Raw genomic sequence first — 22,212 nt, 5'->3', positions numbered from 1 at the left:
CTTGGTATTATTAATGCGGCCGAGAGGGTTTGGACCTTCCTGGGGTATTTATACGCTGGGCATTCGATAAAGTGAAATCTTATTACCGCCCGGCATTTCAAACACTGAAGTTAAGCATTACATCCAACAATCGGGCCATTTAATTGAATAGGACTACTCAGAAGTCGCGTCCCATTACGTAAGAAAAGCGACTTTTTAGATTTGATTTTCAAGTTCCTTTGACAAATTTTGAAAAGACCATTGACTATTCAGTTGAACTGTATTAAGTTTAACTATATAGTCAGACTGAATAGAGGATGAGGATATGAAACATAAATTATTACCGCTGTCTGAAACCATGCATTATATTTTATTAGCTCTGCGGGAGCCGCTTCATGGCTATGCCGCCATGCAGAAGATCGAAAAAATGAGTAACGGAACTGTTATTTTAGCAGCCGGCACATTATACGGCGCGATTGAAAACTTGAATAAGCATGGCTGGATTGAACCTGTTGGAGAGTCGGGCCGGAGAAAAGTTTATATGATAACTGCGGAAGGAAGCGCCATTTTGAAAATGGAACAAAACAGGTTACTGCATATTTTATCCCTGCACGAAGGAAGTGAATCGAATGAAGACATTTAAGATGTTTTTTGATATTGAAAAAGAGGAGCAATGGCTGAACGAGCAATTACAAAAAGGCTATCGCTGTACAAATATCAGCGGATTAGGAATATACACTTTCGAAAAAACCGACAAAAAATATGTGATGAGACTGGATTATCAAGATTATTTATCAAAGAAAAAATTCGAAGATTACAGAGAGATATATGAAGACTTCGGCTGGAGTTATATAAACAGCCCATGGCTTAGCGGAACTCGATATTGGCAAAAAGAAGATGATGGTCAAAATGAAATCTTCTCGGATCGCCAATCAAAGAGTAGTTATTATAAAAGATTAATGAGTTATTCATCTTGTTTTGGTTTACTTTGCTTATTTTATTCTTATTTGATGTACAAGGATTCAGGTTTGTATTTAGCTGAAGGTCTGTGGAGTATGGAAGGCGCAATGTTTTGGAAAGCATTTTTATTTGAAACTCCATTTGCCCTTTTAAGGTCGCTTCCCGCTCTTATGGCTGTTGTCTTCGGCATCAGTTACTATAAAGCGTATCGAAAATATTCAATGTTAAAAGAACAATAACGCGGGGAAGTTACATTCAAGAAGTAATCGAGGATTATATATCTGCCGAAGCCGGGCGCTTTAACGGAAAAAAGCGCCCTGAATTTGCTGATAAATCAGACGGCTTATTTTGTTAATGATACATACTTATTTACAATGGCTTGAGCGAGACAAGCTGATGAATCAACAAAGGTAAGTTCGCTGCTTTTTTGATCCGTGACCATATTTAAATCCGTACATGCAATGATAACCGTATCAACCTTTTCTGCTAATTCACGGTGTAATTCATCATATAATGTACCAGCCTCATCGATTTGACCTTGTTTAATCTTTTCTATTATGTGATCGACATAGATTTGCCAACTATCTTGATGTAAAAAATCAAAACCTTCTCTGTTTAACGCTTCTTGAAATATTCCAGATTGAACCGTTGGAACGGTGGCTAAAAGAGCTGCTTTTTTGAAACCTGCCAGTATTCCAATCATAATTGTCCTCCTCTGTAAAAATGTGTACGAATACGATCACGATGAGTTATTCTTGTGTTACACATCTGAATTTGCTCTCATTTCTTTTTGGCTTTCTTCTCCTATTTTATCATTTCATTAATCGAATTATCATATCTCATTCCGCCGCACGCAGTCAGCAGAATAACCGATACACTAAGGAAAATAAAAAGACTCTTCAAAGGATGGCTGGCAAACCGGACGACTTCCTATAAGCAGCGGACTCTTTTGGCCACAAAACACATGTTTTAAAAAGAAATAAAAAATACCAAAAGTTATCAAAAACCCTTGGTATCTTTGAGATGCGGCCGAGAGGACTTGAATCTCCACGGGTTATTCACCCGCTGGGCCCTCAACATTTCATTGGTTATGAAAGCGGGAATCCCACAGGCTCCCTCTTGTTTTGATGTTGTTTTTTTAAAAAAGTTATTGACACCAATAAATGACCATGTTATCATTATAAATTTGATATCTCACTCCATATATGATAACCTTAAGTTAAGTTCCTATATATGGAGGTGGATGATATGTTTCAAATTGGCGATAACATTGTTTATCCAATGCATGGAGCAGGTACAATTGAAGCCATAGAAGAAAAACAATTCTTAGAGGAAAAACAACAGTATTATGTCATAAGAATGTCAATCAGTAATATGACAGTTATGATTCCAACGCGTAAAATATTGAGTTCAAATATACGGCCGGTTACTGATATACGTGCATTAAAACACATTATACACATTTTTCAGCATGGAGAATCAGATAGGCTACTGCCGTGGAAGCAAAGGTATATAGTAAACACGAACAAAATAAAAACGGGTGAAATACAAGAAGGCGCTGAAGTTGTACGTGATTTAAGACGGATGAAGAAAGAAAAAGCACTTAATTCAAGCGAAAAAAAAATGTTGGATCATGCATATGAATTTTTGATTAGTGAACTGGAAGTCATTAAAGGAATCACTGAAAAACAAATAAAAAGTTTCTGCTAAGGTTAATTTTAAATAATGTTTTGCATTCCAAAAAAAGCACCTAAAAGTTTTCGGAATATTACGATTAGATGTTTAACTTACTTACTTTTAAAACATTAACCCCTTTTATTACCCCAACAATCTAATCTGTTTTATTTTTTTCTTCAACGAACATTTGAATTTCGATGAAATAGTCACTTGATTTTTGTAATCCTGATTCACACTGGCACGGACAAGGAGCCGTAAGGATGGAAGAGAGGCAGGGCTTTCATTGTTTTAGGTCTAAGTGATTATTTCCGGAAGAAAAAACAACCACTCTCCTCTTTATCTTTAAGAATTTCTTACATCTCTTGCGACAGTGAATAGCAGTTGTTTATCTTCTTTTCATATTAGAGATATGCGAAATGTAACAAAGAATAACATACAGATATATTGAGAACATAAAAACAAATCATTTATATATATTCCACATATCGTCAATCCGGTATGTTATACTGTAAACAATCCTTTGAGGTTTTAAACCTTTTTCTTACCTTGTAGCAACTGTCCCTACTCGAACGTTGAGTAGGGTTTTTTTATTCAGTATATACAGAGAACATAAAAAAACAGGCCCTGTATAAAGAGCCTGTTTGTATAAACGATTAAAGATTAAGCAGTTTTTTGAACGTTAGCAGCTTGAGCTCCACGAGCACCTTGCTCAACGTCAAACGTTACTTTTTGACCTTCGTCTAAAGATTTGAATCCGTCACTTTGGATTGCAGAAAAGTGTACGAATACATCGTCTCCATTTTCACGTTCGATAAATCCAAAACCTTTTTCTGCATTAAACCATTTAACTGTACCTTGTTCCATTTTTGTTGCCTCCTAGTGTGTTACACATTGTATTACTATCCTTGCCCAAAGTATCATCAAGACGAAAAGTCGATATTCATACTATCCTTTACACGAACAAAAATAATTCCCCTTTATCATAGCACGAAACGGAAATAACTGCAAATTAATAATGTGTTCATTCATGTTTTATTTGTTAAACCTGTCGATACGAGTGCAAAATAAGATGCCTATTAATAACTATGGTTTGAAAACACCGTGAACATGAATCACGAGTGTCTTCAAACCCAGTACTTCATATTGATTGTTAAAGATTTCTTTAAAAAGCTCAGCTGTTTCTTGTTCAAGTACTAGATATTCTTGGCTGTTCACTGGTATAGCTTTGTTTCTGCAGATGTTTCCAAACGATCATTCAAGTATACCCCCTATTTTAACGGTATTAACTTGTCATGTTTGTTCCTCAAACAATCAATGTTTACGGTCTAAATAAACCGATTCACATAGGGGAGCATGGAGAGAGTTTGGCCCGATAAAGAGCCGGGTATAATCTTCATACGCTTTTTGTATCCCGGCTGGCCATTGCTAATAAAGATTTAATCGAGATGGAGATCAGTTTCTGACCTTCAATAATTTTACATAGGATTAGAAAAGATACTTATCATACATGGAGTATGACAGCTGGGACTTCAAAGGCAATAAAACGTTTTCTATACGCAGATTAAGAACATCAGGGAAGGGGAAGCTTTTAAAAATGAATGAACAAAACCTAAGGACTTTGAGAAAACTGGTTACCCCTTATGAAAAGTCCGATTTACAAAAAAGTATTTGTCAAATCATTAACACATTGGTGCCGTTTTTCCTGTTATGGTGTTTGGCCTATAAGAGCTTGCCGATTTCTTATATCCTTACATCAGCGATTTCTGTCGTTGCGGCAGGTTTTTTAGTGAGAACCTTCATCATCTTTCATGATTGCTGCCACTATTCCTTTTTTAAGAACCGAAAGGCGAATCGAATCCTTGGAACAATTACAGGAATTCTGACTCTGCATCCGTTTGATCATTGGGCACACGATCATTCTGTCCATCATGCGACAAGCAGCAACCTGGACAAACGCGGTACGGGCGATATTTGGGTACTGACTGTTGAGGAATATAAAGAAGCCTCAACTAAGACAAAAATAATGTACCGTTTGTACAGAAATCCGTTTGTTATGTTTATTATCGGACCGATTTACGTCTTCGGGATTACCAATCGTTTTAATCGTAAAGGGGCAAAACGCAAAGAACGGATGAATACATATGTAACGAACCTGGGGATCGTCGCTTTGGCAGCACTTTTATGTTGGGCTATCGGCTGGAAAAACTTTCTGCTGGTCCAGACGCCAATTTTTATGATATCGGGATCCCTCGGAATTTGGATGTTTTATATTCAGCATACGTTTGAGGATTCATATTTCGAAGAAGATGAGCATTGGGAATATGTAAAAGCAGCCGTTGAAGGAAGCTCTTTTTATAAGCTTCCAAAAGTCATGCAGTGGCTGACAGGCAATATCGGTTTCCATCATGTTCATCATTTAAGCCCAAGAGTCCCAAACTATAAGCTTGAAATCGTGCATAACAACACTGAACCATTGCAAAATGTTCCGACCATCACACTGGCAACAAGTATTAAGTCGTTAAAGTTCCGCCTATGGGATGAAGAAGGCAAAAAATTTGTTGGTTTTAACCACTTAAAAAAAACTTCTAAAAGCCAGGTATCAGCTCGGCTAAGAACGGATTAAATAAACGCCCGTAATCGGTGATAATGGGCAGTGTATCTTGCAGAATAAAAGTGCAGACTCGCACAAAGATTTTGTGCAGAGGTCAGCACTTTTTTTAATGCCACATGCACTTACAACAAAAAAATACCAAAGGTGTCAAAACCCTTGGTATCATTGAGATGCGGCCGAGAGGACTTGAACCTCCACGGGTTATTCACCCGCTGGGTCCACAATAAAGTGAAACTGTGTTTTCTATTATAAAACCTTTGAATATTATATTGTGGAGTAAAAATGGAGCAGTTTTTATTTCCAAAAAGTTACATGACATGTCATTGGTGCAATGTATCTTAAAATAGCCACTGTTTAAAGAAAAAAAGAATCTTTTGAAACTGATCTTTCCCAATCTTAGATTGACCCCATTTATGACAAAATGACAGGATCGTTCTAAAGATAAGAAGAGGAATGGATCATAATTATTCTTTACCGATCGTTCTCAATATGTTATGATTGCCATCACAAGGAGGGGAATTTAGTGGCTAGAACCAAGGAATTTGATGAAGATGCAGTACTGCTTAAAGCTGTTCGTTTATTTTGGGAACAAGGGTATGAGAAAACTTCCATGACAGACTTAGTTAACCATATGGGAGTGCACAAGAGAAGTTTGTACGATACCTTCGGAGATAAGCATTCGTTATACATTAAGGCTTTAAACCGTTACACTCAACTGCAGTCGGAGAAAAAAATCAATAAAGAGAATCTTACTGCGGTTGAAGCAATCCGGCAGTTGTTCGATAGAGTCATTACTAGAGGAGAAGGCGAATACCCTAAAGGATGTTTGATCGTAAACACAGCAGTTGAACTGGCTCTGCATGATTCCGAATGTAAGGATTGGGTAGATCAACGATTAACCGATACAGAGCGTCTAATCCGTGAACTCATTGAGGCAGGTCAGCAGTCCGGAGAACTCGATAAGATGCTAAACGCGGAATTACTATCCCAATATATAAATAATGCTTTAATCGGGCTTCGAGTGATGATCAAGACAACAGATAACAGAGATAAATTAGAGCAGATCGTGGATACGACATTATCCATTTTAAAGAAATAATTTTTTTATCCTATTGAGAACGATCATTCTCAAATAAAACGGATTTACTAATAAAATGCGAGGAGAACGAAAGATGAAGAGAATGTTTTGGATTATTCTGATGATGTCTTGCGGAGCCACTTATATTTCATCATTATTCCCTATATACGGGAGTCACTATCAAATGAGCAGCCTAGAGATTACAATGTTGTTTGCTGTTTATGCCGTTATCTTGGTTCCGACCTTGCTAATCGTAGGAGCCAAAGGGAGCACCTGGGGATTAAAGAAGGTCCTTCGCATCAGCATCTGGCTGTCCATTGCGTCAACGTTGCTTTTCATAGGGAGCCAGAACGTCTGGATGCTATTTGCGGCAAGGATTTTGGAAGGCATTGCATATGGCGCTTTTACAGGAACGGCCACCACATTTTTATTATCACAAACCTCTCGCCAGCATCTAAGTACTGCTATTAAGTTATCGGGAGTATTCGTAAACGTTGGATTCGGCATGGGTCCGGCTATATCCGGTCTAGTGTTGCAATATGTGCAGGTTCAGCCGCTTCGAATGCCATTTTGGCTTTTGCTTGCCATGCTATTGAGTTCTTTAGTATTTCTGGAAATGTTACCGAGTCTTAAAGAAGAACCAAAACCGCTGAATACAAAAATTTCGCTCGGTATACCGGAAAATATACGATCCCATTTTATTTCATTTATTGGACTTCCGGCTTTTACATTCTTCATGTTAGGCGGAATCGTATTTTCCGTCATTCCTTCCTATGTCAAAAACGTCATTCACTCCTCTAATCTCTCATTAGCAGGTGTGTTGGTGTTCATACTCTTAGGCGTGGCTGCCTTGATACAATTCTTCCCGTGGGTACAGAATCCAGTTAAGCGAATGCGCATCGGAATTGTATTGCTGGCCATCGGTCCGTGGATCATTGTTTTCTCCGGACAGACAGGCGATTTATGGATGCTCTGGATTGGAATGCTTATCCAAGGGGTCGGCGCCGGTTGGTCGTTCCAAGCAGCATTAAGGTTTGCCGGACAGCTGCCTAAGCCGGAAGAACGACCGAGAGTAATATCAGCATTTTATTTGTGCGCTTATTCCGGATTCATTATCCCTCCAATTGGAGTCGGCATTTTGACCAGTTTCTTTAGCTTGAATCACTCATTAATTGTTCTAAACACATTTGCCGCACTAATCGTTATTTATGTCTTGATCTATTCAATCAAGTTTAATCAATATTATTCGAAAGTGACATCATGATTAAACTACCATGAAAATAAACTTCTGTAATTTAGAAGTTTTGACGGACCCCTTACCGTACTTAATAATAAATATCATGTTGATAGATGTATTTAAAAAAAGCCCACTCACGAAAACGAGTGGGTTTACAAAAGCTCTAACTAACCCACAAAGGTTTTAGTCAGAGCTATTTATACATATTTTTTTGGTCCAACTCACTAAGCACCTACTCTATCCTCAACTCGAATAAATCAGCTGCTCTGATTGCAAAGTTTTCAATGTCTCCGTACATTCTTAGAAGGAAAGATACCATTAGCGATGACACTAATGGTACCCTTTGTTTCTACTCAATTATTCAGCTTCTCCAACAACTGTAAAGCGTTCATTTATATGTTTTGGATTTTCAATTTCATCCAATACTGCAATTGCATAGTCTGCATAGCTGATATAACTTTCGCCTTTCGAATTCACAAGAAGATGATCTTTTCCTGACTGATAAAATCCAGTTCTTTTCCCGTCTGGGTCAAATACCGCTGAAGGACTGATAAATGTCCAGTTAATATCAGAAGTTTCCTTTAGTTCTTGCAAGTTACGACCTTGCCCTTTAGCTGTTGGAATAAAAATCTCCGGGAAATCAGGTGTATCCATTACACTGACAGTTTTATTTTCGTCTACATAAAGACTCCCTGCTCCACCTACAATTACGGCTCTTGTACCCGTTCCTTTTAATGCCCTAATTAATGCCCGGCCGGCATCTACATGTGCCTGTTCTTCTCCTAATGGAGCACCGAAGGCATTAACTATTACATCTAACTTTTTTAGATCATCCGATGTAAGATCAATTATATTTTTTTCAATGATTGAAATCTTGTCCTCTTTAAGTTTTGCAGCATCTCTTACAATTGCAGTTACTTCATGTCCCCTGCTTACCGCTTCTTTCAAGATAAGACTTCCAGCTTTTCCGGTTGCACCAATGATTCCAATTTTCAATTTAAAGTCCTCCTAATCATTCAAAATTTTAAATGTAACCATATTGATTACATGTAATAATTTTAGTTACACCTTATTTATTTGTCAATACTTTTATCATCTTGTTAATTGAGCATATTAGAGTAAAAGAACTTGTAATACATTCAGTTACAAGTGTACTATAAAGAGTGTAACGTAATTAGGATGGTGAAGAAATCATGTCTATTAGCAGCCGTTTTGCTGTAGGAATTCATATATTGGCTCTTATTGAAATAAATGAAGACGGAATTAGCACTTCTGAATTTTTAGCTGGAAGTGTAAATACAAATCCCGCCTTCATAAGAAAAATTATGGGGATGCTGAAAAAAGCAGGTTTAGTAAAAGTTCGGCCAGGTATTGCAGGAGCTGAATTAGCGAGGGATTTAACTGAAATCACCTTACTTGATGTTTATAGAGCAGTTCATGTTGTTCAAGATAAAGAATTGTTTAGTATACATGAAAATCCCAATCCTCAATGTCCTGTAGGCCGGAACATTCAAAGTACAATTGGTCCAATATTTGAAATCGCCCAATCTGCCTTGGAAAAAGCTCTTGGGCATATCACAATTGAGGATGTGGTAAAGGATATTATTGAAAAAGAAAAATTGACCAATAATTGTTAAATGATTTCACAGAAAATCTTTTATCAGACTGAGGATAAGAAAAATGGCTTTTTCATGAACAAAAAAAGAGCAGACATAAAGTCTGCTCCTTTTGATGAAAGATTTAGATTACGGTAAGGGATATAAATATGCTCATGATACAGAGGAAAAATTAACGACAATGCAGACGATGCCAGATTCTTTAATAGGGGTGAGTATTACTATCCAACAACTCAAGGTTCAGAAGCTAAGACTTGAGGAAATCTCGGATTGGTATAAAAGAAACCGCAAATCTTAGTTTGAACAAATATGTTCTGTATATAAAAATAATGAGGTATGGAGTGAATTGATAATGAATTATGATGAAATAAAAGATTACTGTCTAACCTTTCCAAACTCTTATGAAGACCATCCTTTTGGAGATGGTTGGACTGCAATTCGGCACAAAGGGAATAAGAAAATATTTGCACTTATCTTCACTCGCGACGAACACTTATGTGTCAACCTTAAATGCGAACCTGAAAGGGCTGATTTTCTACGTGGTCTTTTTGAAGAAATCAAGCCCGGATACCATATGAACAAGGAGCATTGGAATACTCTTACCTTAGATGAGAGACTCCCAGAGCACCAAATCCATGACATGGTAAAGTACAGCTTTGAACTGACAAAACCAAAAAGTAAAAAGGAAACATAACATCGAAGGATAGAACGCTCATTATAGATATTCATCCGGTGCAATGATACAGAGAAATATGCAAAAAACCTCAAGGCAGCAATGTTTAAATTCGTATTTACGAGATGATTTTTTCGTTATTGTTAGTCCTTTGTTTCTTGACATAGGTTGAACAAATAAAAAAGAGCAGACTCAAAGTCCACTCAATTCATTAAGATGATTGCTTATTTCATCCAGACACCTATAAAAAATGAAAGGTGACGATGATATGCCACAAAGGTCATTTAGCGTTTAATTAATACTGATAACTCACCTTCAAACACTTTTTCCTCTTTCTGATTATAGGTAGATAACAATACAGTAAGTATCCCCGTCTGGCTTTTATTTGGTTTTTTATCAATAACCTTAACAATAGTGTGCAGTTTATCATTAGGGTAAACGGGTGCTAGGAATTTTATATTATTCATTCCTGTCCCAGCAATAATATCGTCTTCATGACACCCTTCTTCAATCCAAAGCTTAAAAGTAATAGATAACGTTTGTATTCCAGAAGCAATAATTCCATTAAATCTGCCCATTTTTGCTTTTTCTTCATTTAAATGCATGTATTGTGGGTCATACACTTCTGCAAAATTCATTATATTCTCTTTTGTTAATTCAAAAGATTTAGTTTGAAAAACCTGCCCGATGGTAAATTCATCCAACTTCATAAATAAATCTCCTTGAATCTAAACTTTATTATTAAATCTACGTAGCATTTTAACATACTGGCTCTCACACAACAACTTAACGGTGAAACAATTGTTCCCCTATCAGGAATGAACAAGCACATTGTTTTGGTTTCTTTGCCTTTAACCTCTTTATAATCAGGTGTTTTCTTATAAAGACCAAGGCGGTCGCCATCACCATCACCCGGCATATGTGCCATTTCCTCATAAGAATCTCCAAGCTTCTCATAATAAGAATAAGCAGTAAGCTTACGAGAACTTTCTTCTGGCATAAAACGCAAGTTGAATATACTTCCCGTCATCACATACACGAATTATAGCGTTATCTCTTTTGTACTCATCTGAATCTGCTCGCATTTCTTTTCTGACTTTCTTCTCCTGCTTCATCACTTCATTAATTGCATTATCATATTTACTACCGCCGCACGCAGTCAGCAGAAGGATGAAGGTGACTGACAAATCATACGGCCTACAATACAGTAACAGATGAATTTTCCGCAAAAAAAAATACCAAGGGCGTCTACAACCCTTGGTATCATTGATGCGGCCGAGAGGACTTGAACCTCCAAGGGTTATTCACCCGCTGGGCCCACCAGCTATATTCATAAAACTATTGCTCAGTTGTCAGCATGTTAAGTAAATTACGAATTTCCTTGTTATAACTTTTAATTTCTTCTTCATTACAACCGGTTTTATCAAATACTGCATTAGGTATCATTCACGGTTTCGTGATGCTCAACGCCTTAGCTAAAACTGAAGCTGCGCGCGGAGCAATTGATCTTGCCGCAACATGGCTGCGTAAAGGGTTTTAATTCATCTATTGTTTCGTCACATAGAGACTGCTGCAAATAAATAAAAAACAAACAGATCCACTCAAATAATTGAGTGGATCGTATATTGATTCAATAACTTATCGCAAATATATTCACGTTGGAATAATGGAACTTTTGATGAGCTTTTTAATCGGGCTGGTTATTATTTTGTTGTTGAGATGTCCCTAATTGAAAAGCTAACTCCACAACAAACTCTATTTTTTCACCAGTCCACCCTCTTCATATCCAAAAAACCTTTGTTGATAAAAACAATAGGATTATTAGTTAGCGTACAAGTTCTCGTTTTCTGCTTTGGACCCCATATAGAAAATAAAAAGCCAGCTCTCCTTCGGGAGAAGAACTGGCATAACAAAGCTTCTTGCTTCTTATTTTGGCTGTATTGCTCGGACCTTTTAATTTCTCTTCGTTCTTGCGTCAATGTTTTATTATTAGGACACAATCAATAAAATAATGACGATCGAGAATAGCAACGCTGCTTTTGCAAAGCAGTAAGCCCTCCAGAATATAAAAGAGCTGCAGTCATTGCTGCTCGGATAATCCCAGCTTACTCTGAGTCTGTATTTCGAGTAGCCGGTCAATTAAATGGATGTTTTTTTCATTCCTTTTCTGTTTGTTCCATTTTCCACCACAGTGAATCTTTTGGATTTTCAACAGCTTCTTGAAACTCAGCTTTAGAAGCAACTGTTGGGTAAGAACCTTTTAAAGATTTACCTGAAGTATCTTTAAATAAGGTTAACACAACTATTAAGCCAATTAAACTAACTGCTAATAAATAGAAGCCCGGCGCCAAATTGTTTCTTGTCACATGGGTTAACCAAGAAGCAACTAAAGGTGTTGTTCCACCAAAAATAGAAACTGATAAGTTGAATGTCCAGGATAAAGTACGATATCTAATGTCAGTATGGAACAACGTAGGTAAAGATCCTGGCATAGTACCTTCGTATACAGATAATACAATACCTAACATTAAAAGTCCTATAAATAAGAATGTTATATTCCCCATATTAAGAAATTGGAAAGAGATAATCGAAAATACAATTCCTAATACTAATCCAATTGTTATAACTTTTTTATTTCCTAATTTATCTCCCAATTTACCAAAAGTTAAAGCGAACGGTACCATAATAATCAATACAATTGCTGTAATCGGTGTACTTATATTATCACTTATACCAAGGTTCTCATCTAAATAAGAAGGCATATAACCTAACAATAGGTAATTGGTTATATTGAAAAATGCCACAAATACGATACATAAAAAGATATCTTTTTTATATGTTTTAATGACTTCTAATAAACCTGGTTGTTGTTCTTGGTTTTCAGAGATGTCATTTTCAAAGATTGGTGATTCATCTAAATGACTTCTCAAATATAAACCAAATAATCCTATTGGAATACTTAAGAAGAAAGGAATTCTCCATCCCCAACTATTCATTTGAACATCAGATAAAGTCCAGAAAAGTACTGTAACTAAAACAGAAGCTACTATATAACCAGATAATGTGCCTATTTCTAAACCGCTGCCTAACCTTATACGTTTATTATCTGGAGAAGATTCTGCGATATATACCATTGCACCAGCGTACTCTCCACCCACAGAAAAGCCCTGTAAAATACGAGCTAAGAGTAATAATATAGGGGCCCATACGCCAATCTGATCATAGGTAGGAAGTACACCAATTATTAAAGTAGATAAAGCCATCATTAAAATAGTGATTGTTAATACTATTTTCCGACCAAATTTATCACCCATTTTACCAAAAATAATTCCGCCTACCGGTCTAAGTAAAAAGGCAATTGCAAATGTAGCAAAAGTAAATATTAACTTTAATTCATCGTTTTGAACTGGACTGAAAAAGTTTTTACTAATAATAACTGCCAAATAAGAATATAAAGCAAAATCAAACCATTCCATCGCGTTTCCTATCCCTGTAGCAAACACGCTTTTCTTCGCTTTTTGAATGTCTACAACGTTAATTTTTTTCTTGTTAAACTTCATTTAATAATATCGACTCCTTAATTATCAAATCCACATTATACAAGCGTATAAACGGTCCAAGCATGCAGTCCCAGAATGTATAGCGTAATGCTTCTCTAAAGTCTGGGGGTTTCTGTTTCACCTGATGGAGAGCTAACGGCATAGTGGATGATTGGTTCAACTGTACCTTAAAAGACTAGACGAATATCCATACCAGCGCCAAATAACATTGTAAACCAGGAAAGAAGGATGAAATTCAGTTTTTTCGCTGGTTTCCTTAACTTATTTTTGCCGATTGGACTAAAAATAATACAAAAAGCAACAAAAAGAGAAACATCCAACAGATAATACCAGCCAAAGCGGTTAGTGATATATCCTTGGGCTGTGGTTGGTATTTTCTGCAGACTATTTGGAGAAATGATTCCCCTTCATACAGCTCTATTGTGAATATTATCACAATCGAAAAAAAACTTTTATTTCTTCAAAGGATCCTAAACCTATATTTTAGTTCTTCCATTACGTCTTTATTTACTGATTCTATCTTTATTACCCCGCAATCAGGTGAAACAAAACACTATAAACGTAGCATACCTTTTTAAAATCTGACAAGCCCAACAGGGTGATAGAAACCCGGCTAAAGCCAAGCTAGTCAATGGATAGAAGAATTTTTTTTGTTTTTCCCAAGGAATAACCGTCTGCGTTTAATCTAGCCCAATTAGAAAGAAAAAGAGCAGGAGTAATCCTGCTCTTTCATTCAAAACTTTAATTTGTATGAAGAATGTCGTATACCTTTTCGACTTTCTTTACCTATTAATCAGTATACAGACTACAACAGAAATAAGTAGCACCGGGTATGAAATAATGGATGCATATAATCAGGCCAATCACCGACAATTGAATTTATTGCATGACACCTAACAAAATTATTTTTTAAATCCAGCTGTAAATAAAGAAACATTTCTTAGGTAATGGTTTTTATTTTTGGTAAATCGACATGTATTTGTTTCCCCTTCCCTGTAATCCAAATGTTTCGATATGAACATTTAATCCTTTCATACATTTATCACAATTTTAACAATCTTTTAACTGAACTGGGTAAGTTGAACAAGGATTAAACATTGAATTTTGACAATCACAAACTGTCATATGTATCCGTCATATCAAAAGAATCTCTTTAAGGTGTTGTTTAGTGCTTTCGTTACGGCGACTATCGACAAATAAGAACCAAACAAAGTATTGTCCAGATACGTTGAGTATTTTGATCACTTTGCAAATAAGTTATTGAAAATACACTACCTAAAATCACTGCAGCCAATAGACACCGGCTGATTTTCATCAATAATCTCCCCTTTTTTAATTTTCGTAGAGAGCATTAAGCTTCCTCGTTCATGAAAATAATCAGCGACTTCAATCGAAAAATTTTCAACATCAGAAACATTTTCCTCGAAATCTTGGTTTTCTTCCATGCTTAGCAATACTTTCTCTGCTTTTGCAAATTGGAGTTTGAGGCATTAGTAACTACCTATAAAGATGAAAATATTTGTGCGATGTCTACTGCAGATGACTTACTTTAGGTAAGTGGGCAGTTTGTGGATAGTAGATCATTTAAAAATAAGCACAAAAAAATACCAAAGGTGGTTAAACCCTTGGTATTTTTGAGATGCGGCCGAGAGGACTTGCACCTCCACGGGTCATTCACCCGCTGGTCCCTCAACCTAGTAAAAACATGTCGTCATTTACAAAAGCCTCTAATTCAAAGCATCTGTTTATTTTATTTATACTTATTTTCATCATTTTTCATGAATTCTGAGCACAAACTGGGCACCTATTAGAGACCAAGGAAATCTACATTTCATCAAGAAATATGTACTCATCGCCCTGCTGTAATTATTTTCACATCATTTATTTCAACTTCCCTCGCGAATACCGGATCAATGCTCAGCTTTAAGATAGTCAACCAATTTCTCCGCACTGTTCTTAACATCTTCTTTTGAAAGGTGAAGTGTCCCATATTGTGTAAAGGCAGGAAGAAAACGCATTCCTATATAGTTAGCAGTGACTTGAAACGGTCTGATAAGCTCGCTGATCGTGATATTATATTCTCCGCCTGCTTGATAATCAGATTCCTGTGCGCCTAAGGAGATAGCTAAGAGTAGTTCTTTTCCATCCAATTTAGTACCTCCAGTTCCATAAGCCCAGCCATGTGTTAACACATCATCTTCCCATTGTTTAAGTAACGCGGGACTGCTGTACCAATACATTGGGAACTGAAAAACGATACGCTCATGATCTAACAGGAGCTGCTGCTCTTTTTCTACATCAATGATAAAATTAGGGTATTCACCGTACAGGTCATGAACCGTAATGTCATTCTCTTGCTTTAAACGATTCATCCAGGTTCTGTTGACAACAGACGTTTCCAAATTAGGGTGTATAACGATAACTAATGTTTTCATTTGGCTGATTATCCTTTCTTCGCCGATTAGTTATTATTGCTTTTGCGATAATGAATTGAATCTAATTTTAAAATAACAACTTATTTACACCTAGTTTATCCTTTTTCATGAATTCAGGGCAACTAATTGGACACTGATTACATTAATAGCCCAAAAAAGGCTTAACCTTTTAAAAAAGATTAAGCCTTTTCAGTACCCTTATGCCCCTACCCTATTATCTCGTGTCTAAATTCTAATAGCTGATCATATAACAAGGGATCTTTGTTTTCCTCCATGCTTAGCAATACTTTCTCTGCTTTTGCAAATTGGAGTTTGAGGCATTAGTAACTATCAATAAATAATGAAAATATTTGTGCGATGTCTACTGTAGATGACTTACTCCAGGTAAGTGGACAGTTTGTGGATAGTAGATCATTTAAAAATAAGCACAAAAAATACCAAGGATCTCTATTATCCTTGGTATCATTGAGATGCGGCCGAGAGGACTTGAACCTCCACGGGTTATTCACCCACTAGGCCCTCAACCTAGCGCGTCTGCCATTCCGCCACGACCGCGTGCTATGAAGCTGTCTTTCCACTAAGCATATAAGCTAGTGATGATGATCAGCACTTTGAAAAGAAAGTGCGGGTGAAGGGACTCGAACCCCCACGTCGTAAGACACTAGATCCTAAGTCTAGCGCGTCTGCCAATTCCGCCACACCCGCGTGACAAGTGGTGAGCCATGAAGGACTCGAACCTTCGACCCTCTGATTAAAAGTCAGATGCTCTACCAACTGAGCTAATGGCTCGCTCTAAAAGTGATTCAAAATTTTTAAATAAAATGGCTGGGCTAGCTGGATTCGAACCAACGCATGACGGAGTCAAAGTCCGTTGCCTTACCGCTTGGCTATAGCCCAACGAAGGTAAATGGTGACCCGTACGGGATTCGAACCCGTGTTACCGCCGTGAAAGGGCGGTGTCTTAACCGCTTGACCAACGGGCCGTCTGGTTGAGAACTTATCTGGCGGAGAAGGAGGGATTTGAACCCTCGCGCCGCTTACGCGACCTACACCCTTAGCAGGGGCGCCTCTTCAGCCACTTGAGTACTTCTCCATATGGCTCCACAGGCAGGATTCGAACCTGCGACCGATCGGTTAACAGCCGATAGCTCTACCACTGAGCTACTGTGGAATAATCAGACTTTCTTTATTATAAATGATGCGACATATTGTGTCAAGAAGCAACATTTATTTTTTTAAGAAAGTGTCGTTGTCTCTCAACGACTTTTATAATTTAACATAGAACATTAAAATGAGTCAAGCCTTTTTAAAAAATTCTTTTGATTTTTCCTCTGCACTTTCCGCAGGCATATCTTTCCGGGTTCATTGCCCGCTTCTTTATATACTGTTGGCCGCAGGCCGCGCATCTATACATATATGTTTTCTTTTGTGTCTTTTTGGTTTGCAGCGGCGTGCAGAATCTCGGCGCTCCGACTTTCTGAAGCAGTTCTCTGAAGTCCTTGTCTCTGTGCTTGTACCCTTTTCCTTCAAGGTGAAGATGGTAATGGCACAGCTCGTGTTTAATGATTCCTTCCAGCTCGCTCTGCCCGTGTTCGAGAAGATATCTGCGGTTTAATTCGATGTTATGGGAAGACAGCATGTACCGGCCGCCTGTCGTTTTCAGCCGGTCATTGAAGAAGGCTCTGTGACGGAACGGCTTTCCGAAATCTTGTGCAGAGATGTCTTCCGTCAGCTTTTGAAGTTGTTCGTTATCCATATGTGCACCCCGCTTTAAAAACATTGAACGGGACAATTCACCGTTCGCATACAATGAGTTAAAACCGACCTCTAACTAAAAGCTGAGGAGGAATGAGCCATGCCGAATTGGCTGATGAAACAAATGCAAAAAGCGTTTTTAGAAAAGGACAATTACCAAATCAAACTGCTGAACCAGTGCTGGTATTTCTACAGAAAAAAACACTGCTCGTAAGCAGTGCTTTTATTTTACCATAGACAGCGACACTCTGCCTTTTTGCACGTCCACCCCTTCGACCCATACGGTGACGATGTCTCCGACCGATACGACGTCAAGAGGATGTTTGACGTATTGATTGCTCAGTTTTGAAATGTGCACAAGCCCGTCCTGTTTGACGCCGATATCGACGAAAGCGCCGAAGTCCACAACGTTGCGGACGGTGCCCTGCAATTCCATTCCTTCCTTTAAATCCTCAAGCTGCAGAACGTCTTTTTTCAGCAAAGGCTTCGGCACTTCGTCACGAGGATCTCGCTCCGGCCTTGTCAGCTGCCCGCAAATATCCGCAAGCGTAATCTCCCCTATACCGAGCTCTTCAGCTGTTTCAGACAGCGGCACTGAGCTGATTTTCTCTTTTGCGTCCGCGCTTCCGATCTGATCCGCAGTGAGCTGCAGTTTTTTGAGCAGCGCCTTTGTCTCTTTATAGCTTTCCGGGTGTATCCCGGTGCGGTCGAGCGGCTCCGGTCCTCCGGGCACTCTCAAAAAGCCGATGCACTGTTCATATGTTTTTGCGCCGAGACGCGGGATTTCTTTCAGCTCTTTGCGATTTGTAAATTTTCCGAGCTCTTCCCTTTTCTTAACGATATTACCGGCAACGGTTTTGGATAACCCGGCTACATATTGAAGCAGCGCGGCGGATGCTGTATTGACATTCACCCCGACTTGGTTGACGACGGTCTCTACGACAAAACGGAGAGATTCGTTTAAATGCTTTTGGCTGACATCATGCTGGTATTGCCCGACGCCGACGGATTTAGGATCAATTTTTACAAGCTCGGCCAGCGGGTCCTGCAATCTCCGCGCGATGGAGACGGCGCTGCGCTCTTCGACCTGAAAATCCGGAAATTCTTCACGGGCGATTTCTGACGCGGAATACACGCTTGCTCCGGCCTCATTGACGATGACATAATAAATGTCCCGCTCTGTTTCTTTCAGCACATCAACGACGAATTGCTCTGTCTCCCGTGATGCCGTGCCGTTTCCGATCGCCACAACCTCGACTTCGTACCGGTCCAGCAATTCTCTGATTTTTTTCCGGGCTTCTGCTGTCTTTTTTACGGGAGCGTGCGGGTAAATGACGTCGATTTTCAACACTTTTCCCGTCTCATCAACAACTGCCAGTTTGCACCCCGTACGGAAGGCCGGATCGACGCCGAGCACAACTTTCCCCTTCATCGGCGGCTGCAGCAGGAGCTTACGCAGGTTTTCAGCGAAAATATGAATCGCCTGCGCGTCTGCTTTTTCTGACAGCTCTTTGCGGATATCGCGCTCAATAGCCGGCTGGATCAGACGTTTGTAACTGTCCTCAATGGCTTCTTTCAGCGTTTCTTTCACAGGCGTTTCACGGCGTTTGATGATTTGCTTTTCTAAATAAGTTTTTATCTGATCGGCGGGCGGTTCGATCGCAATCTTTAAAATGCCTTCTTTTTCACCGCGGTTCATCGCAAGCACTCTGTGAGGAACGACCTTTTGGATCGGCTCTTCGTACTCGTAGTACATTTCATAGACGTTTTTCTCGTCATCTGCGGCTGACTTGCCTGCCGCGGAAGTGAGAATTCCTTTTTTATACGTTTCCTGGCGGATCCACTTTCTGAAATGAGGATCATCCGAGATTTGCTCGGCTATGATGTGCTTCGCGCCTTCAATGGCTTCCTCTCTTGAAGCGACTTCTTTTTCTGTACTGATATATTGATCAGCGATGTCGTGAAGGCGGTTTTCTTTCGGGAGAGAAAGAATATAGTCCGCAAGCGGTTCAAGGCCTTTGCTTTTGGCGACGGTGGCTTTTGTTTTCCGTTTTTGTTTGAAGGGACGGTATAAATCCTCGACTTCCTGAAGCTTGATCGCTTGTTCGATTTTTTGCTTCAGCCCTTCCGTCAGCTTGTCCTGCTCGGCGATCAATCTGATGACTTCTTCTTTCCGCTGCGTCAGGTTTTGTATGTATTGCCACCGCTCGGAGATTGCCTGAATCTGCACCTCGTCCATTGAGCCGGTCTGCTCTTTTCGGTACCGTGCAATAAACGGGACGGTATTGCCGTCTTCCAGCAGGCGGATGACACTTTCGACATGTTTTTGGGATAACGCTGTTTCTTCAGCAATTTGTTTTTTCAAAAGGGCTAACGTTTCCATATCACAAAAGCCTCCATCTCTTCATTCTTTCTCTAGTGTATCAAAAAACGGCGGAACATAAAAAAAGCAGCCTTACGATAAAAGCTGCCCTAGAATATAGGTCAAATCATCACGTCTGGATGTTGTGTACGGATGAAGTGATTTTGATATATCTTCTATTGAGTGTCCCTGCTTTAAGCAGGTGCGGATATGCGGAACCTCAAGCCCATCCGTGTAGATGATGAACCTCGCCCCTTTTTCGTATGATGACGTATACGTTTTGTATCTTTGCGGTTTGCCTGAGAGGTAACCCGAAATCGGCAGCGGATGAAAGACTTCGCCTGATGGGGAGTGCAGGAAGAAACGGACGTTGCCGATCGAGCAGTATGTCAATTCCCTTTTGATGAAATTGATTTTTAAGATGGAGGCAGTCGCCCCTCTTTTGTTTTTCATCGCTTGATTGCAGCGCTCAATGATGCTTTCCACATCCTCATCCGCATACGTTTCCACGATGTCTTTAATGGCTGACGAGGATTCGTTGGCAAGAGATCCGCTGCCGAGACCGTCCGCTACCGCGCAAACTAATTCTTCTTCATTCGCCTTCATAAAAAAGCTGTCGCCGCATATGGACTTGCCTTCTTTATTTAATTGGTATACAAGAGTTTGAACATGTTCATTTTCTTCAACCTGAATCATTACATTAGCTCCATGGAGGGATCTCCAATCAAGGCCTCTCTCAGTTTTTTCACCGCTTTCCGCTGCAGGCGCGAGACGTGCATTTGAGATATTCCGAGAATGTCCCCTGTTTCTTTTTGGCTTTTATTTTGCACAAATGTTAGATCGATAATCTGTTTTTCGCGGTCGGACAGCACATGAAGCACGCTTTTGATCATCATCTGCTGGTTGACGCGTTCGTATCCTTCCTCCTGCGAACCGACGATATCTAAAATCGTGACGGTGCTTCCGTCCGCATCCGCTTCGATGCTGTGATCGACAGACAGCGCCTGATAGCTTTTTCCCATCTCCATCGTTTCAAGCACTTCCTCTTCTGACACATCGAGAAAGGCTGCGATCTCTTCGACTTTCGGCGACCGCTGCGTCTCTGTCGTCAGCTGATCCACCGCCATTTTAATGCGCGGCCCGAGTTCTTTAATCCGTCTCGGAACGTGTACGCTCCATGTTTTATCTCTGAGGAAGCGTTTGATCTCGCCGATGATGGTCGGAATCGCAAATGCTTCAAAGGATTTGCCGACCTCGGGATCATACCGTTTAATGGCTCCGAGAAGTCCGATCATTCCGACCTGGCGGAGGTCTTCGTGAAAGCTTTTTCCTTTTGAATATTTCTTTGCCAGCATTTCGACGAGATTGGTATACACCTCGACGAGTGTTTCCTGGGCTTCTTTATTATCATGTGTTTGAAAGTCGCGTATGAGCCGATCAACTTCATCTTTAGTTAGTTTCGTAGTTTTTGATGGTTGTGCCATGATCAACTCGCTCCCCATTTAAATACTTTGTCATCGCCACGGTTACGCCAGAGTTGCTTTGAACTTTGACTTCATCCATGAGCGTTTCCATTAAATACAGACCGAGCCCTCCTTCTGACAATTGATCGACTGTGTGCGAAGGTGTGTACGGCCCGAGATCCTGCTGCTTCTGATCAAAATCAAAGCTGTCTCCCTGATCGGCGACAATGACCTCCAGCCGATCCTCAAACACACCGAACCGCACGGATACTTCTCCCTTATTTTCATCGTTGTATGCATGCTGGACAGCGTTTGTACAAGCTTCGCTGACAGCGATTTTTAAATCTTCAATGTCATCATAGGTATAGCCCATTCTGCTTGCGACCCCTGATAACGTAAGCCTGACGATTCCTACATATTCCGGTTCGGCCGGAATTTTCATCTCTATATAATCAACTGATGTACTCATTGCACGCCACCTTCTGACTTTGCCGAAATGTCGATGATGTCCTTAAGCCCCGTAATTTCAAACAGACGGACGAGCCGGTCGGAAAGATTCTCAAGCTTCAGAGAGCCGCCTTCCTTGCTCACCGTTTTAAACACGCCTACAAAAACGCCTAAACCCGTACTGTCCATATAGTTTACATCTTTTAAGCAGATTCTCATGTCCTTCCCCTCGTTTGCCAGGGGCATCAGCTTTTCACGAACCACCGGAGCTGAGTATACATCGATTTCTCCAGCGATATTGATTTGTATATCTGAAAGATTCTCCTTCATATCTACCGTTAAATTCATCGTATCACCTC

General features: G+C 39.5%; 22 protein-coding genes, 7 tRNA genes and 5 pseudogenes. 10 read left to right on the top strand and 24 right to left on the bottom strand.

Annotation, left to right across the window (positions count from 1 at the left end; genetic code table 11):
• Nucleotides 1-304: 304 nt before the first annotated feature.
• Nucleotides 305-622 carry a PadR family transcriptional regulator gene (locus J6600_RS02660; RefSeq protein WP_015239232.1) on the top strand — a complete coding sequence of 106 codons (318 nt, stop codon included), beginning with the start codon at nt 305-307 and terminating at the stop codon, nt 620-622.
• The gene (locus tag J6600_RS02655) at nt 609-1,178 is read left to right on the top strand and encodes a DUF2812 domain-containing protein (protein ID WP_209387919.1); all 570 of its coding nucleotides are present in this window, start codon (nt 609-611) and stop codon (nt 1,176-1,178) included. Before J6600_RS02660 ends, J6600_RS02655 begins: the two co-directional genes overlap by 14 nt.
• Before the next feature lie 104 nt (nt 1,179-1,282).
• Here J6600_RS02655 and J6600_RS02650 read toward each other — a convergent pair.
• Nucleotides 1,283-1,624, bottom strand: a pseudogene (locus J6600_RS02650) (aspartate/glutamate racemase family protein); the annotation flags it as partial.
• Between the two features lie 563 nt (nt 1,625-2,187).
• On the opposite strand from J6600_RS02650, the gene J6600_RS02645 reads away from it, so the two are divergent.
• A complete protein-coding gene (locus J6600_RS02645) occupies nt 2,188-2,649 on the top strand; it encodes a CarD family transcriptional regulator (RefSeq protein ID WP_061861882.1) in 462 nt (153 codons plus the stop codon).
• Nucleotides 2,650-3,276: 627 nt separating this feature from the next.
• On the opposite strand, the gene cspC is transcribed toward J6600_RS02645, so the two are convergent.
• Together cspC and J6600_RS19775 are read right to left on the bottom strand one after the other, a co-directional pair.
• On the bottom strand, nt 3,277-3,480 hold the full coding sequence (gene cspC, locus J6600_RS02640) for a cold shock protein CspC (RefSeq protein WP_003156143.1): 204 nt from the start codon (nt 3,478-3,480) through the stop codon (nt 3,277-3,279).
• A 447-nt stretch (nt 3,481-3,927) separates the two neighbouring features.
• The gene (locus J6600_RS19775; RefSeq protein ID WP_072177240.1) at nt 3,928-4,026 is read right to left on the bottom strand and encodes a molecular chaperone TorD family protein; all 99 of its coding nucleotides are present in this window, start codon (nt 4,024-4,026) and stop codon (nt 3,928-3,930) included.
• Between the two features lie 184 nt (nt 4,027-4,210).
• Between J6600_RS19775 and desA the strand changes: the two genes are divergently transcribed.
• The 3 genes from desA (at nt 4,211) to J6600_RS02620 (ending at nt 7,569) form a co-directional block, all read left to right on the top strand.
• Nucleotides 4,211-5,239, top strand: coding sequence for a Delta(5) desaturase DesA (desA, locus tag J6600_RS02630; RefSeq protein WP_209387918.1), 1,029 nt, complete (start codon nt 4,211-4,213; stop codon nt 5,237-5,239).
• A gap of 511 nt (nt 5,240-5,750) precedes the next feature.
• Entirely contained in the window at nt 5,751-6,326 is a 576-nt protein-coding gene (locus tag J6600_RS02625; protein ID WP_095273163.1) for a TetR/AcrR family transcriptional regulator, read from the top strand.
• 73 nt (nt 6,327-6,399) lie between these two features.
• Entirely contained in the window at nt 6,400-7,569 is a 1,170-nt protein-coding gene (locus J6600_RS02620; protein WP_209387917.1) for an MFS transporter, read from the top strand.
• A 330-nt stretch (nt 7,570-7,899) separates the two neighbouring features.
• Here J6600_RS02620 and J6600_RS02615 read toward each other — a convergent pair whose 3' ends face one another.
• A complete protein-coding gene (locus tag J6600_RS02615; protein WP_179155898.1) occupies nt 7,900-8,538 on the bottom strand; it encodes an NAD(P)-dependent oxidoreductase in 639 nt (212 codons plus the stop codon).
• A gap of 197 nt (nt 8,539-8,735) precedes the next feature.
• Here J6600_RS02615 and J6600_RS02610 point away from each other — a divergent pair, with 197 nt between their 5' ends.
• Nucleotides 8,736-9,179 (top strand): Rrf2 family transcriptional regulator, encoded by a 444-nt coding sequence (locus tag J6600_RS02610; RefSeq protein ID WP_021495071.1) that lies wholly within the window; start codon nt 8,736-8,738, stop codon nt 9,177-9,179.
• Nucleotides 9,180-9,510: 331 nt separating this feature from the next.
• Nucleotides 9,511-9,852, top strand: a complete 342-nt coding sequence (locus J6600_RS02600; RefSeq protein ID WP_209387916.1) for an MmcQ/YjbR family DNA-binding protein — start codon at nt 9,511-9,513, stop codon at nt 9,850-9,852.
• Between the two features lie 263 nt (nt 9,853-10,115).
• Here the strand turns inward: J6600_RS02600 and J6600_RS02595 are convergent, their stop codons facing one another.
• Together J6600_RS02595 and J6600_RS02590 are read right to left on the bottom strand one after the other, a co-directional pair.
• Complete coding sequence (locus tag J6600_RS02595) at nt 10,116-10,541, bottom strand: MaoC family dehydratase (protein WP_014416973.1); 426 nt, start codon at nt 10,539-10,541, stop codon at nt 10,116-10,118.
• 125 nt (nt 10,542-10,666) lie between these two features.
• A pseudogene (locus tag J6600_RS02590) lies at nt 10,667-11,039 on the bottom strand (cystatin-like fold lipoprotein); the annotation flags it as partial.
• Nucleotides 11,040-11,266: 227 nt separating this feature from the next.
• Between J6600_RS02590 and J6600_RS19500 the strand changes: the two are divergent.
• Nucleotides 11,267-11,371: pseudogene (locus tag J6600_RS19500) on the top strand (esterase); the annotation flags it as partial.
• A 616-nt stretch (nt 11,372-11,987) separates the two neighbouring features.
• On the opposite strand, the gene J6600_RS02585 reads toward J6600_RS19500, so the two are convergent.
• The 13 genes and pseudogenes from J6600_RS02585 to J6600_RS02530 all read right to left on the bottom strand — a co-directional run bounded on the left by J6600_RS02585 (nt 11,988) and on the right by J6600_RS02530 (nt 17,582).
• Nucleotides 11,988-13,391 (bottom strand): MFS transporter, encoded by a 1,404-nt coding sequence (locus J6600_RS02585; protein ID WP_100261615.1) that lies wholly within the window; start codon nt 13,389-13,391, stop codon nt 11,988-11,990.
• A 38-nt stretch (nt 13,392-13,429) separates the two neighbouring features.
• A pseudogene (locus tag J6600_RS02580) lies at nt 13,430-13,795 on the bottom strand (BCCT family transporter); the annotation flags it as partial.
• A gap of 782 nt (nt 13,796-14,577) precedes the next feature.
• Complete coding sequence (locus tag J6600_RS19495) at nt 14,578-14,706, bottom strand: hypothetical protein (protein WP_245207598.1); 129 nt, start codon at nt 14,704-14,706, stop codon at nt 14,578-14,580.
• Nucleotides 14,663-14,817, bottom strand: a pseudogene (locus tag J6600_RS02575) (tetratricopeptide repeat protein); the annotation flags it as partial. The gene J6600_RS19495 and the pseudogene J6600_RS02575, both read right to left, overlap by 44 nt.
• A gap of 484 nt (nt 14,818-15,301) precedes the next feature.
• Nucleotides 15,302-15,826 carry an NAD(P)H-dependent oxidoreductase gene (locus tag J6600_RS02570; protein WP_209387915.1) on the bottom strand — a complete coding sequence of 175 codons (525 nt, stop codon included), beginning with the start codon at nt 15,824-15,826 and terminating at the stop codon, nt 15,302-15,304.
• A gap of 471 nt (nt 15,827-16,297) precedes the next feature.
• Nucleotides 16,298-16,381 (bottom strand) — tRNA-Leu (locus tag J6600_RS02565).
• 68 nt (nt 16,382-16,449) lie between these two features.
• Nucleotides 16,450-16,531 (bottom strand) — tRNA-Leu (locus J6600_RS02560).
• A gap of 8 nt (nt 16,532-16,539) precedes the next feature.
• A tRNA-Lys gene (locus tag J6600_RS02555) sits at nt 16,540-16,615 on the bottom strand.
• A 33-nt stretch (nt 16,616-16,648) separates the two neighbouring features.
• Nucleotides 16,649-16,723: transfer RNA gene (locus J6600_RS02550), tRNA-Gln, on the bottom strand.
• 11 nt (nt 16,724-16,734) lie between these two features.
• A tRNA-Glu gene (locus J6600_RS02545) sits at nt 16,735-16,809 on the bottom strand.
• 19 nt (nt 16,810-16,828) lie between these two features.
• Nucleotides 16,829-16,919 (bottom strand) — tRNA-Ser (locus J6600_RS02540).
• A gap of 3 nt (nt 16,920-16,922) precedes the next feature.
• Nucleotides 16,923-16,997 (bottom strand) — tRNA-Asn (locus tag J6600_RS02535).
• Between the two features lie 135 nt (nt 16,998-17,132).
• A complete protein-coding gene (locus J6600_RS02530; protein WP_115940463.1) occupies nt 17,133-17,582 on the bottom strand; it encodes a SprT family protein in 450 nt (149 codons plus the stop codon).
• A gap of 99 nt (nt 17,583-17,681) precedes the next feature.
• Between J6600_RS02530 and cmpA the strand changes: the two genes are divergently transcribed.
• The gene (gene cmpA / locus J6600_RS02525; protein ID WP_003156164.1) at nt 17,682-17,795 is read left to right on the top strand and encodes a cortex morphogenetic protein CmpA; all 114 of its coding nucleotides are present in this window, start codon (nt 17,682-17,684) and stop codon (nt 17,793-17,795) included.
• Between the two features lie 9 nt (nt 17,796-17,804).
• On the opposite strand, the gene J6600_RS02520 is transcribed toward cmpA, so the two are convergent.
• From J6600_RS02520 to rsbV, 5 genes are all read right to left on the bottom strand, one after another.
• Nucleotides 17,805-19,964 (bottom strand): Tex family protein, encoded by a 2,160-nt coding sequence (locus tag J6600_RS02520; protein ID WP_209387914.1) that lies wholly within the window; start codon nt 19,962-19,964, stop codon nt 17,805-17,807.
• A gap of 72 nt (nt 19,965-20,036) precedes the next feature.
• Nucleotides 20,037-20,639 carry a phosphoserine phosphatase RsbX gene (gene rsbX / locus J6600_RS02515; protein ID WP_007410234.1) on the bottom strand — a complete coding sequence of 201 codons (603 nt, stop codon included), beginning with the start codon at nt 20,637-20,639 and terminating at the stop codon, nt 20,037-20,039.
• Nucleotides 20,639-21,427, bottom strand: coding sequence for an RNA polymerase sigma factor SigB (gene sigB, locus J6600_RS02510; RefSeq protein ID WP_003156171.1), 789 nt, complete (start codon nt 21,425-21,427; stop codon nt 20,639-20,641). The genes rsbX and sigB overlap by 1 nt, the downstream gene beginning before the upstream one ends.
• Nucleotides 21,393-21,875, bottom strand: a complete 483-nt coding sequence (gene rsbW / locus J6600_RS02505; RefSeq protein WP_007609591.1) for an anti-sigma B factor RsbW — start codon at nt 21,873-21,875, stop codon at nt 21,393-21,395. The genes sigB and rsbW overlap by 35 nt, the downstream gene beginning before the upstream one ends.
• On the bottom strand, nt 21,872-22,201 hold the full coding sequence (gene rsbV / locus J6600_RS02500; protein ID WP_003156176.1) for an anti-sigma factor antagonist RsbV: 330 nt from the start codon (nt 22,199-22,201) through the stop codon (nt 21,872-21,874). The genes rsbW and rsbV overlap by 4 nt, the downstream gene beginning before the upstream one ends.
• Nucleotides 22,202-22,212 lie beyond the last annotated feature (11 nt).

Origin of the sequence: Bacillus sp. LJBV19, from assembly GCF_017797845.1 — a bacterium.
In the GTDB taxonomy this organism is placed as follows: domain Bacteria; phylum Bacillota; class Bacilli; order Bacillales; family Bacillaceae; genus Bacillus; species Bacillus velezensis.
This window is presented reverse-complemented; position numbering and strand designations above follow the sequence as displayed.